Here is an 11,847-nt window from a genome sequence, read left to right as displayed (position 1 = left end):
GACGGGATACATTCGGCGTTGTGCCTGCGCCAGAACTGCATCGGACGACGTTGCCCAACGGGCTGCGGGTCCTCGTCGTCCCGGACCCCGCCACCCCAGTCGTCGGCGTCGCTGTGCACGTCGACGTGGGTTTCCGCTCGGAACCGGAGGGGCGCACCGGGTTCGCGCACCTGTTCGAGCACCTGATGTTCCAGGGCAGCGAGAGCCTGGAGAAGCTGGCCCACTTCCGGCACGTCCAGGGCTCGGGCGGCGTGTTCAACGGCTCGACGCACCAGGACTACACCGACTACTTCCAGGTGCTCCCGGCGGCGGCGCTGGAACGCGCGCTGTTCCTGGAGGCCGACCGCCTGCGCGCGCCCAAGCTCACGCAGGAGAACCTCCGCAACCAGATCGACGTGGTCAAGGAGGAGATCCGGCTCAACGTCCTCAACCGGCCGTACGGCGGGTTCCCCTGGATCCTGCTGCCGCCGGTGCTGTACGACACCTTCCCCAACGCGCACAACGGCTACGGCGACTTCTCGGAGCTGGAGCAGGCATCGCTCGAGGACGCCGCCGCCTTCTTCGACACCTACTACTCGCCGGCCAACGCGCAGGTCACCGTGGCCGGGTACCTGGACGTCGAGGAGACGCTGCGCCTGGTCGAGAAGCACTTCGGGGACATCCCGGCCCGCCCGGCGCCGCAGCGCCCCTCGTTCGGTGAGCCGCTGCCCACCGGTGAGCGGCGGCAGTCGGTCATCGACGCGCACGCCCCGTTGCCGGCCATCGCGCTGGGCTACCGGATGCCCGACCCGGGCTCCGACCTCGACGGCTACCTCGGCCACGCGCTGCTCGGGTCGGTGCTCGGCGACGGGGAGGCGGCCCGGCTCCAGCGCCGGCTCGTGCACGTGGACGGCCTCGTCACCGACATCTCCGCGAGCGCGGGCCTGATGGGCCCGCTCGACGCGCGCGACCCCGACACCTTCACGATCACGGCCGTGCACCCGTCGGCGGTCGACCCCGACCGCGTGCTCGCGGCCGTCGACGAGGAGCTGGACAAGCTCGCCGCCGAAGGCCCGAGCACCGAGGAGCTGGCCAGGCAGGTGGCGCGCTGGTCGGCCGGCCTGCACCAGGAGAACGACCGCGTCATGTACCGCATGCTCGGGCTGGGCGCGCGCGAGCTGCTGTACGGCCGCGCCGAGATCAGCGCGGAGCTGCCCGACCGGCTCGCCGCCGTCACCCCCGAGCAGGTGCGCGCCGCTGCGGCCGCGCTGCGCTCCGGCGGGCGCGGTGTGCTGCTGGTGGAGCCGAAGGAGGGCGAGTGACCAGCACGACCCATCGCAGCGCCGACGAGATCGGCCGCACCGAGCTGGGGCCGCGCCCGCTGCCGCCGCTCGGACCCACCCGAGCGGTGCCGCTCCCCGACGTGGAGGAGCGCGTGCTCCCGAACGGGCTGCGGGTGCTCGCCGCCCACCGGCCGGGCGTGCCAATGGTGGAGCTGCGGCTGCGCGTGCCGTTCGCCGGTGACGAGCCCGAGCACCCGGCGGTCGCGGAGCTGCTCGCGTCCACGTTGCTCACCGGAACCGCCACGCGCGACCGGGTCGGCATCGACGACGAGCTGGCGGCGGTCGGCGCCGACCTCGGGGTGAACGTCGACCCCGAGCGGCTGCAGATCGGCGGCTCCGGCCTGGCCGACGGCCTCCCCGACCTGCTCGGCGTGCTCGCCGACGTGCTCACCGCGGCCACCCACCCCGACGGCGAGGTCGCCCGCGAGCGCGACCGGCTCGTCGAGCGGATCAGCGTGGCCCGCGCGCAGCCCCGCACGATCGCCCGGGAGGCGTTGCAGCGCAAGCGCTTCGGCGACCACCCGATCACCCGGGAGATGCCGACCGGTGAGGCGGTCGCCGCCGTCACCGTCGAGCAGGTGCGGGCCCTGCACGCCGCGGCGCTCGTGCCCGGCGGGTCCACCCTCGTGCTCGTCGGCGACATCGACCCCGCCAACGCGATCGCGCAGGTCGAGAAGGCGGTCAGCGGCTGGGTCTCCGACTCACCGGCCCGCGAGCTGTCCACGCCACCGCCGATCACGCCGTCCGACCTGCTGCTGGTGCACCGGGCCGGCTCGGTGCAGTCGCAGCTGCGGCTCTCCGCGCCCGCGCTGCGCCGCCACGACCCGCGCTACGCGGCGTTGCAGCTGGCCAACCTCGTGTTCGGCGGCTACTTCTCGTCCCGGTGGATGGAGAACGTCCGCGAGGACAAGGGCTACACCTACGGCGCCCACTCCGGCATCGAGTTCGTGCCCGGCGGTGCCGTGCTCGGCGTCGAGACGGACGTGGCGAGCGACGTCACCGCCCCGGCGCTGCTGGAGACCCGCTACGAGCTCGGCCGGATCACCGCCGTCCCGCCGACCGCGGCCGAGGTCGACGCGGCGCGCGCCTACGCCGTCGGCTCGCTGCTGATCTCGCTGGACAACCAGGGCGGGCTCGCGTCCACCCTGTCCGCGCTCGCCGCCGACGGGCTCGGGATCGACTGGCTGCGCGCCCACCCCGCCCGGCTCGAGTCGGTCACGGTCGAGCAGGTGGCCGAGGCGGCGCTGGAGTTCTTCGCGCCCACCGCGTTCACCGGGGTGGTGGTCGGCGACGCCGACGTCATCGGCGCGCGGGTCCGCGCGCTGGGTGGGATCACCGGCCCGTGAGCGACGAGCTCCGGTTCCGGCTGAACGCTCCGCCGGTCCTCTCCCGGTCGGTCGTGATGCGCGACGAACCGATCCGCTCCGACCGGGAGCGCCAGCTCGCCGGGTGGCCGAAGGCCCGGATCGTCGTGCTCGACGAAGGCGGGCGCACCCCGGTCGACTGGGGCGACGTCCGCCGGCCGCGGGACCGTTGGGACACGATCTCCGGCTCCGGTGCCCGGCTGATCACCCGGCCGACCACGGGGGACGAGCCGCCGGAGCACGCCGTGCTGCTCGGCGAGCACGAGGGCGTCGCCTACTGGGCCGTGCGGGGCGACGTCGACCTCGTCGCCGGTGAGGACCCCACCGACTGGGCCGACCTGCGCACCGTCGGCGCCGCCCTCGACGCACTCGGAGCCGGCCTGCTCACCGGGGCGGTCGCCGTGCTGAACTGGCACGCGGCCGCCCGCTTCTGCGCGCGCGACGGCTCGCCGATGCACCCGCGCAACGCCGGCTGGCACCGGGTCTGCGAGGCCAACGGGCACGAGGAGTACCCGCGCACCGACCCGGCCGTCATCTGCCTGGTGCACGACGGCGGCACGGGCGACGCGGCCCGCGTCCTGCTCGCCCGCCAGCCCGTCTGGCCCGAGGGGCGCTACTCGGTGCTCGCCGGGTTCGTCGAGGCGGGCGAGTCCCTCGAAGCCTGCGTGCTGCGGGAGATCCACGAGGAGGTCGGCGTCCGGGTCCGCGACGTGTCGTACCTGGGCAGCCAGGCCTGGCCGTTCCCGCGCTCGCTGATGGTCGGCTTCTCGGCGGTGGCCGATCCCGACGAGCCGCTGGTCCCGGCGGACGGCGAGATAGCCGAGGCGATGTGGGTGACGCGCACGGTCCTCCGCGCGGCGCTGGAGGCGGGCGACTGGGGCGCGAAGTCCGAGCGCCCCCTGCTGCTCCCGGGAAAGGTGAGCATCGCGAGATCGATGCTGGAGAGCTGGGCCGCCCTCGACTGACCGTGCACACCGCGCGGCCACCGTGCACATGGCAGGACGTGTGCACGATGGCCGGGAGGTGTGCACGCTCGGCGAGTTCCGCGGAACGGGCCCGCGGGTGACCGGGCGCGGAGCACGATCACCGCGTGCAGTCCGAGATCTACCTGCGGTGGCGGCTTCGCGCGGCCGGGTACGGCGACCACGAGGTACGGCGGATGTTGCGCGACGGCTCGTTGCACCCGATCCGCCGCGGTGCATACGTCGCTGGCCCGTCGGAGGACCCGGCGGTTGGACACGCCCTGCTGGTCCGTGCCGCGTTGGCCGAGCTGTCGCCGGACGCCGTCGTGAGCCACGTGTCCGCTGCCGTGCTCCACGGGCTGCGCGTCTGGGGCATCCCGCTCGACCGGGTGATCGTGACGCGAACACGCAGGCGCTCGGGAGCCCGGCGAGGCAGCCGCGTACACGTCCACTGTGCTCCGATGGAGCCCGACGAGATCGTGCTCGTCGATGGGCTGCCGGTCACCTCGGTCCCTCGCACGATCGTCGACGTCGCCCGCACGGTCGGCTTCGAGCAGGCCGTTGTCGTGGCCGACGCCGCACTCGAGGCGGGTCTCGTCGACGAGGGCGCGCTCGCGGTGGCACTCGCCCGGTGGTCGCGCTGGCCCGGGCTCCCGGCGGCGCGGCGGGCGATCGGCTTCGCGGCCCGTGGCAGCGGGAGCGTCGGGGAGTCGCGCAGCCGGGTGGCGATCGCCGAGGCCGGTCTGCCCGCCCCGATCCTGCAGTGGGAGGTCCGCCGCTCCGACGGCACGTTCGTCGGCCGGGTCGACTTCGGCTGGCCCCGGCAGCGGACGGTCGGCGAGTTCGACGGCCGCGTCAAGTACGGCAAACTCCTCCGACCGGGCCAGGACCCGGCCGACGTCGTCTACGAGGAGAAACGACGCGAGGACGCACTACGTGCGGAGGACCTGGCGGTGGTGCGCTGGACGTGGCCTGACCTGACGCACTTCGCCCCGGTGGCGGCCCGCCTCCGATCGCGCTTGACCTGACCGTGCAAACGAAACCGCCACCGTGCATACGGCAGGACGTGTGCACGGTGAACGGGAGATGTGCACCGCCGTCTTACGCCGCCAGGTCTGCGACCTTCTCCGCCACCACCACGAACGGTGGGTTGGTCAGCGCCGTGCCGTCCGCGAAGCGGACCGTGGGGACCGTCTGGTTGCCGCCGTTGACGCTCTCCACGTACGCGGCGGCCTCGGGGTCGCGCTCGATGTCGACCTCGTCGTACGCGATGCCGGCCTGATCCAGCTGCAGCTTGAGCCGCCGGCAGTAGCCGCACCACGTCGTCGAGTACATCGTCACCTGAGCCATGCACCGTGCAACGACCCCCGCGGGTCCTGTCTTCCCCGGCTGTCAGGATGGGCCCGTGACTGCGCCCACCCTCGAAGCCGGCCTGGACGACGAGCAGCTCGCCGCGGTCACCGCCCCCCGCGGGCCGGTGTGCGTGCTCGCCGGGGCGGGCACCGGGAAGACCCGCACGATCACGCGCCGCATCGCCCACCTCGTCAGCACCGGACACATCGCGCCGGGCCAGGTCCTCGCCGTCACGTTCACGGCGCGGGCGGCGGGGGAGATGCGCACCCGGCTGCGGGCGCTCGGGGTGTCCGGGGTGCAGGCGCGCACGTTCCACGCGGCCGCGCTGCGTCAGCTGCGCTACTTCTGGCCGCGGGTGGTCGGCGGTCAGCAGTGGCAGCTGCTCGAGGGCAAGCTGCGCCTCGTCGGGCAGGCGGCCGCCCGCGTGAAGGCCGGCACCGACGCGGCGGCGCTCCGCGACTTCGCGGGCGAGATCGAGTGGTCGAAGGCCACCCTCGTCACGCCGGACGAGTACCCGGCGGCCGTCGCCAAGCTGCGCCGGGAGACGCCCGGCCCGGCCGAGCAGGTCGCTGCCGTGTACGCCGGGTACGAGGCGCTCAAGAACCGCGCCGAGATGCTCGACTTCGACGACCTGCTGCTGCACACCGCGGCCGCGATGGAGGAGCACGCAGGGGTGGCGGAGGAGTTCCGCGACCGCTACCGCTGCTTCGTGGTCGACGAGTACCAGGACGTCACGCCGCTGCAGCAACGCGTGCTCGACGCGTGGCTCGGCGAGCGCGACGACCTCACCGTGGTCGGCGACGCCAACCAGACGATCTACACGTTCGCCGGCGCCAGCCCGCGCTACCTGCTGGAGTTCCCGCGGAGGTTTCCGGAGGCCGTCGTCGTGCGCCTGCAGCGCGACTACCGCTCCACCCCGCAGGTCGTCGCCGCGGCCAACACGCTGATCGGGTCGGCGCGGGGCCCGGTGGCCGGCAGCAGGCTCCGGCTGATCGGCCAGCTGCCGCCGGGTCCGGAGCCCGACTTCGCCGAGCACGACGACGAGCCCGCCGAGGCCGCCGCCGTCGCCAAGCGGATCGCCCGGCTGATCACCGACGGCACGCCGGCCAGCGAGATCGCCGTGCTGTTCCGGATCAACGCGCAGTCCGAGGTGTACGAGCAGGCGCTCACCGAGGTCGGCGTGCCGTACCAGGTGCGCGGCGGGGAGCGGTTCTTCAACCGGCCGGAGGTCCGCCGGGCGATGATGGCCGTCCGGGCCGCCGGAGCCCTCGATGCCCCGCTCGTCGACGCGGTGCGCGCCGTGCTCGCCCCCGTCGGGCTCACCCCCGACCCGCCCGCGGGTGCGCAGCAGCGGGCGCAGTGGGAGTCGCTGCTCGCGATCGTCGAGCTGGCCGAGGAGCTCGTGGCGCTCGAGCCCGACGCCGACATGCCCCGGTTCGCAGCCGAGCTGGAGACCCGCGCCGATGCTGCCCACCCGCCCACCGTTCAGGGCGTCACGCTCGCGTCCCTGCACGCGGCGAAGGGCCTGGAGTGGGACGTCGTGTTCCTGGTGGGGCTGGTCGAGGGCACGTTGCCGATCCAGCACGCCGAGGGCGACGACGAGGCGATCGAGGAGGAACGGCGGCTGCTCTACGTCGGCCTCACCCGCGCCCGGCGGCGGCTCGCCCTGTCGTGGGCGCTCTCGCGCCAGCCCGGCGGGCCGCGGCGGCGGCGCCGCAGCCGGTTCCTCTACGGGCTGATCCCCGACGAGCACCCGGCTTCGCGCGTGGCGAACGGCGGCGGTGGCCGCGGCGCGCCCAAGCCGCGTTGCCGCGTTTGCGGTTCGCCGTTGATCGGCGCCGACTCGTTGAAGCTGCGGCGGTGCGCCGACTGCCCGTCCGATGTGGACGTCGAGCTGCTCGACCGGCTCCGGGTCTGGCGGGCGGACGAGGCCAAGGAGCAGCAGGTCCCGGCCTATGTGATCTTCACGGACGCCACGCTCACCGCGATCGCCGAACAGCGGCCCGCCGACAACGCTGCCCTCGTGCGGATCCCGGGTATCGGGGCCCGCAAGCTCGACCGGTACGGCGAGGCCGTACTCGGCCTGGTCGCCGAGCAGGGTAGTTGATCGGAGAAACTTCCCGTAAATAAGTTGTGCGGCCTCTGCCGAGGTCGCTACGGTCATCTCTCGACGGACCTCACCAGCCCGTCATCTGCCACGACCTCACCCACGAAGGGGGTGCCCTGATGATCACGATGACGCTTCCCGTCGCCGCCGTCCACGGCGCCCTGCCGCGTGTGGAGTCCGTGGTGCCGACGTACGCGCGCGCGTGGAAGCAGCGCCCGTCCGGCGTCATCCTCGGTGGCTTCGGGGCCGATAACAGCACAGGTGTGTCCGCAGAGGAGCGTCGTCATCTATAGACGTCCCCCAGCCACTGGCCAGAAGACCGAGGCCGCGGACCCGCCAGGGATCCGCGGCCTTTTTGTTTGTCCTGCACCACCACTACCGCAGGAGGTTGAAGTGCTAGTCCGATCAGTTCCGTTGGACGGCGGAACGATCACTCATGAGCAGTTCGGGGGCGAGTCCGCCACCGGGCTGGGGACCCTGCTCGACGCGGCACCCCGCGCCGGGCTGGATCTGCCGTGCCGTTCCGACGACGCGGACCTGTGGTTCGCCGAGGCTCCCAAGGAGCTGGAGCGCGCCAAGGCGCTCTGCACGGCCTGCCCGATCAAGGCCGAGTGCCTCGCAGGCGCGCTGCAGCGCGCCGAGCCGTGGGGCGTCTGGGGTGGCGAGATCTTCGAGCGCGGAACGGTGATCCCGCGCAAGAGGCCTCGCGGCCGCCCGAGCAAGGCCGACCTCGCCCGGGACCGCGAGTACGCCGCGGCCATGTCCGCCTGATCAACCGCCCCACCCGTAGGTCCCCAGAGGACCAACACACAGGAGACCGATACCGATGACCCTCTTCCAGACGCCGCAGCCCGCCGCCCTGACGCGACCTGACGTCCGCGACCGCGAAGGAACCGCGATGTTGCTCCACGAAGCACTTGCCAGATCCCGACACCAAGAGGCCGTGGCAGCCGCGCGGCACCACGCGCTGATCCGCCAGTTCACGGCCGGACGCGGGTGGGCGTTGCTCGCCCGCTACGCCACCCGGCGTGCCGAGCGGGCCCGTGCCACCGCTGCGACGGTGAGGCCGGCCTAGTCGATCACCGCGCGGACCGGCCCTCCCGCGGCCGGTCCGCCCGGCGGCGTCCTCTTCGCGACGCCGCCCGTCCCGACGGCGCCCCGGATCCCGCGATCCGGGGCGCCGTCCCGTACCCGGCTGCGGCACTCGTCGTGCCGGGCGCCGCGCTCGCAGTGTGAGAACGCCCGACTCGGCGCACTCGGACCGCGACTAGGCCGCACTCAAACCCCGACTCGCGCACATTCACACCGCGACTCGCGGACGCGGTGGGCCCTATGTGCGCGAGTCGCGGTCTGGGTGCACGCGAGTCGCGGTCTGGGTGCACGCGAGTCGCGCTTTGGGTGTGTGTGAGTCGCGGTGGGGTGTGCGCGAGTCCGACAGCGCGCACGGCGAGTCGGGCGTCCGCGCGCGGCGTCAGCTGTGGCGGCCCGCCGTCTCGTCCTCGGCGTCGAAGATCCACGGCTGCCAGTGCTGGACGATGCCGCGCAGCGCCACCTCGGCGTCGAGCTGGCAGAGCACGCCCAAGGTGCCCATCGTGACGCGGTGCACCAGCAGGTACTGGGGCGGCAGGTTGAGCTCGCGCCCCGTGCGGAACTCGGGGCGCCGCAGGTCGCCCACCCGCTCGGCCTGGCGCTGCAGCCAGCGGCGGTTGAAGCGGAACGACTCGGTGCGCAGCGGCTCCGTGAACGGGGCGAGGTACTCGATCGCCTCCTCGGCGGTGAGGGAGGAGCCCTCCCGCAAGAAGCCGTGGTCGCGTAGGAGCTGCAGCAGCTCTGCCGGCTTGTTCTCGAGCGCGAGCCGCACCATGATCGACAGCGGTCGGGGGAGTCCGTCCGGGAGCCGGGCGACCGCGCCGAAGTCGAGCACCATGAGACGGCCGTCGTCGAGGATCTGGAAGTTGCCCGGGTGAGGGTCGGCGTGCAGCAGCCCGACGCGCGCCGGCGCCGAGTAGTGGAAGTCGGCCAGCAGGGCGGCGGCCCGGTCGCGCTCGGCCTGCGTGCCGCTGCGGATCACGTCCGACAGCCGACGGCCGGTGACCCACTCGGTGACCATCGCCCGCGGGGCGGACGCCACGACGCGCGGTACCTTGATCGTCTCGTCGCCCTCGTACGCGGCGGCGAAGACCCGCTGGTTGGCGGCTTCGTCGCGGTAGTCGAGCTCCTCCTCCATCCGTTCGCGCAGCTCGGAGATCAGCGGCTTGATCTCCAACCCGGGCACGAGCGGCTGGATGAGCCGGCTCATCCGGGAGAGCTGGCGCAGGTCCGAACGCAGCGCCTCCTCGGCACCCGGGTACTGCACCTTGACGGCGACATCGCGCCCGTCGCGCCAGACGGCGCGGTGGACCTGGCCGATGCTCGCCGCGGCGGCGGGGGTCTCGTCGAACTCCCGGAAGCGCTCCCGCCAGCCGCGCCCGAACTGCTCGGCGAGCATCCGGTGCACGTCGGCGGTGGGCATCGGGGGTGCTGCGGACTGCAGCTTGACGAGCGATTCCCGGAACGGCGCCGCGAACTCGTCGGGGATGGCCGCCTCGAACACGCTGAGGGCCTGGCCGAACTTCATGGCGCCGCCCTTGAGCTCGCCGAGCACCGCGAACAGCTGCTCGGCGCTCTTGGCCATGAGCTGCGCGGAGATCTCATCGCCGTCGCCGCCCGCCAGTCGCCTGCCCCATCCGGCGGCGGCACGTCCGGCCACGCCGAGCGGGAGGCTCGCGAGCTTGGCGGTGCGAGCTGCCGTGCGACGAGGGATGTCGGTCACGTCATCACCTCGGCAGCGGGGCCGATCGGGCGCGGGAATCCGTCCACTCCTTGATTGTCTCCCGAGCAAGACCGTCCGTGCATATCCCCAGCTCGTAAACCCTCTCACCGCGTTGTGCGCCACACCGGCAGTCCGGGTGCGGCGTCCAGGTGCGCCGGACGATCGTGCCCGCGTCCGCGTCGAGCTCGAGGGTGGCGTCCAGGACGGGCGGGCCCGTCGTGCTGTCCGCACCGTCGAGTGCGACGAGCGCCTGCGCCGTGGCGAGCCCCGCCGTCGCCGCCACGCAGGCGGGGGCGGCGCGTCCCGGTACACCGACGAGCTGGGCGGCCACCGCGGTCCACGCCGGTTCGCGGGCGCACCGTTCGATCTCGATGCAGCCGAGGCACGTGGTGCGGCCGGGCAGCACGAGCGGGCCGACGACGCCGACGCCGTCCCGCACGCGGACCACGAGGTGAGCGGTGCCCGTTGCGTGCAGCTCGGCGACGCGTACCGGATCGGGCGTGCCCGCGTCGGCGAGCACGACGAGGTCGGGCACCGTCCGCTGCCGCGGCGGACCGGTCCTGGCCCGCGGATCCAGGCGGGCCAGTGCGTCGGCGATCGCGGCGGCGCGGTCCCGGCCGCGGTCGGCGTCGACGAGCCCGGTGCCCAGGTCGCCTTCGAGGACCGCGCCGGACGTCACGAGGTGCACCGTGCCGACGCCCGCTGTGGCGAGTCCCAGCACGAGCCCGACGGCGAGCGGGCCGCCCCCCGTGCACCACGACCGTGCTCGCCGCGCGGCGGCGTTCGCGTCGCTGCACCTCGGCGGCGTCGATCACCGCACCGGAAGCGACGAGCTCGGTGAGCAGCAGCTCCGCCTCGGTGCGGTCGGCACCGCGGCCGGCAGCCCTTTCGACGAGCTCGTCGGTGGGAACGGGCGCGGTGAGCTCGTCGAGCATCTCGGCGAGCGGTGGCGGCAGGCCCTCGACGGCCATCGCGGTGGCCGGGTCGAGGCCGAGCATGCGGGAGCCGGCCGCCAGCTCCAGCACGGACCGGTGCGGAGGTAGCTGGACGAGCCGGGGCAAGGGGTGCACGGACGAGGTCATGGCTCGATGGTGCGCGCGTCCGCCGATCGGTGCGCAGCGTTGTCCACAGGCATGTGGACAACCCGACGTGCCGGCGTCCCGTGACCCGGGGACGGCGCCACGGGGCATTAGGCTGGTCCGATGGCGCAGCCCGCGGTCGTGGAGGTCCGGCGCAGTGACCGCCGCCGGCGCATGGTGAGTGCCCGGCGCGAAGGCGACACCGTCATAGTCTTCATCCCCGGTTGGATGAGCGACGCCGAGGAGCGGCGCTGGGTGGACGAGATGGTGCGCAGGCTGGAGCGCAGCGAGGCGCGCCGGAGGTCGCCCGGCCGCAAGGGCGACGACGCGTTGCGGAGGCGGTCGCTGGAGCTGTCGCGGCGCTTCCTGGAGGGCCGGGCCCGGCCCACCAGCGTCCGGTGGGTGCCGCCGATGCGCACCCGCTGGGCCTCCTGCACGCCGGCCGACGGCACCATCCGCGTCAGTGAGCGGCTGCGCGACGCTCCCGGATGGGTGGTCGACTACGTGCTGGTCCACGAACTCACGCACCTCCTCGAGCCCGGCCACGACGCCCGGTTCTGGGCGTGGGTGCACCGCTACCCGCGCACCGAGCGCGCGATGGGCTACCTGGAGGGCCTGTCCGCGGCCGCGGGCCTCGGGTTGGTCGGCATCGACGGCGACGAGCCGGAGTCGGCCGAGCCCGAGCCCGCCTCCGCCACGGGCTAGTGCCCCGCCCCGAAAGGTTCACCACGTAACTCGGCGGCCCAGACGCCCGCTGGCCGCGTTGCCGCACGAGCCGAGTACGCCCGGTACGAGGCTCGTGCGGCGCCTTGCCAGCGAACCCCTGGATCCACCGATTCACGCGCCAA

At 73.6% G+C, this 11,847-nt stretch carries 13 protein-coding genes; 10 read left to right on the top strand and 3 right to left on the bottom strand.

Features of this window, described 5'->3' with window-relative positions:
- Positions 1–20: 20 nt before the first annotated feature.
- The 4 genes from FB388_RS28735 to FB388_RS28720 all read left to right on the top strand — a co-directional run bounded on the left by FB388_RS28735 (position 21) and on the right by FB388_RS28720 (position 4,676).
- Entirely contained in the window at positions 21–1,301 is a 1,281-nt protein-coding gene (locus tag FB388_RS28735) for a M16 family metallopeptidase (protein ID WP_142105239.1), read from the top strand.
- Positions 1,298–2,668 (top strand): M16 family metallopeptidase, encoded by a 1,371-nt coding sequence (locus FB388_RS28730; RefSeq protein ID WP_142105238.1) that lies wholly within the window; start codon positions 1,298–1,300, stop codon positions 2,666–2,668. Before FB388_RS28735 ends, FB388_RS28730 begins: the two co-directional genes overlap by 4 nt.
- A gap of 56 nt (positions 2,669–2,724) precedes the next feature.
- The gene (gene nudC / locus FB388_RS28725) at positions 2,725–3,651 is read left to right on the top strand and encodes an NAD(+) diphosphatase (protein WP_142106355.1); all 927 of its coding nucleotides are present in this window, start codon (positions 2,725–2,727) and stop codon (positions 3,649–3,651) included.
- A 125-nt stretch (positions 3,652–3,776) separates the two neighbouring features.
- A complete protein-coding gene (locus tag FB388_RS28720) occupies positions 3,777–4,676 on the top strand; it encodes a type IV toxin-antitoxin system AbiEi family antitoxin domain-containing protein (protein ID WP_142105237.1) in 900 nt (299 codons plus the stop codon).
- 73 nt (positions 4,677–4,749) lie between these two features.
- Here FB388_RS28720 and FB388_RS28715 read toward each other — a convergent pair whose 3' ends face one another.
- The gene (locus FB388_RS28715; protein WP_142105236.1) at positions 4,750–4,998 is read right to left on the bottom strand and encodes a mycoredoxin; all 249 of its coding nucleotides are present in this window, start codon (positions 4,996–4,998) and stop codon (positions 4,750–4,752) included.
- On the opposite strand from FB388_RS28715, the gene FB388_RS28710 reads away from it, so the two are divergent.
- The 4 genes from FB388_RS28710 to FB388_RS40950 all read left to right on the top strand — a co-directional run bounded on the left by FB388_RS28710 (position 4,997) and on the right by FB388_RS40950 (position 8,183).
- A complete protein-coding gene (locus tag FB388_RS28710) occupies positions 4,997–7,108 on the top strand; it encodes an ATP-dependent DNA helicase UvrD2 (protein ID WP_142105235.1) in 2,112 nt (703 codons plus the stop codon). The two genes, FB388_RS28715 and FB388_RS28710, sit on opposite strands and share 2 nt — an antisense overlap.
- 119 nt (positions 7,109–7,227) lie before the next feature.
- Entirely contained in the window at positions 7,228–7,401 is a 174-nt protein-coding gene (locus FB388_RS39660) for a hypothetical protein (protein ID WP_170225872.1), read from the top strand.
- A 121-nt stretch (positions 7,402–7,522) separates the two neighbouring features.
- On the top strand, positions 7,523–7,879 hold the full coding sequence (locus FB388_RS28705) for a WhiB family transcriptional regulator (protein ID WP_281290486.1): 357 nt from the start codon (positions 7,523–7,525) through the stop codon (positions 7,877–7,879).
- Between the two features lie 172 nt (positions 7,880–8,051).
- A complete protein-coding gene (locus FB388_RS40950) occupies positions 8,052–8,183 on the top strand; it encodes a hypothetical protein (RefSeq protein WP_281290485.1) in 132 nt (43 codons plus the stop codon).
- 396 nt (positions 8,184–8,579) lie between these two features.
- On the opposite strand, the gene FB388_RS28695 is transcribed toward FB388_RS40950, so the two are convergent.
- The gene (locus FB388_RS28695; RefSeq protein ID WP_142105233.1) at positions 8,580–9,920 is read right to left on the bottom strand and encodes an ABC1 kinase family protein; all 1,341 of its coding nucleotides are present in this window, start codon (positions 9,918–9,920) and stop codon (positions 8,580–8,582) included.
- 4 nt (positions 9,921–9,924) lie between these two features.
- Positions 9,925–10,599, bottom strand: coding sequence for a TOMM precursor leader peptide-binding protein (locus tag FB388_RS28690; RefSeq protein ID WP_170225871.1), 675 nt, complete (start codon positions 10,597–10,599; stop codon positions 9,925–9,927).
- Between the two features lie 10 nt (positions 10,600–10,609).
- Here FB388_RS28690 and FB388_RS28685 point away from each other — a divergent pair, with 10 nt between their 5' ends.
- Together FB388_RS28685 and FB388_RS28680 are read left to right on the top strand one after the other, a co-directional pair.
- Positions 10,610–10,963 (top strand): hypothetical protein, encoded by a 354-nt coding sequence (locus FB388_RS28685; RefSeq protein ID WP_170225870.1) that lies wholly within the window; start codon positions 10,610–10,612, stop codon positions 10,961–10,963.
- Between the two features lie 159 nt (positions 10,964–11,122).
- Positions 11,123–11,704, top strand: a complete 582-nt coding sequence (locus tag FB388_RS28680) for a M48 metallopeptidase family protein (protein WP_142105230.1) — start codon at positions 11,123–11,125, stop codon at positions 11,702–11,704.
- Positions 11,705–11,847: the final 143 nt, after the last annotated feature.

The organism is Pseudonocardia cypriaca (genome assembly GCF_006717045.1).
In the GTDB taxonomy this organism is placed as follows: Bacteria; Actinomycetota; Actinomycetes; order Mycobacteriales; family Pseudonocardiaceae; genus Pseudonocardia; species Pseudonocardia cypriaca.
The sequence above is the reverse complement of the archived record's forward strand: the minus strand, read 5'-3'. Positions and strand labels throughout refer to the sequence as shown.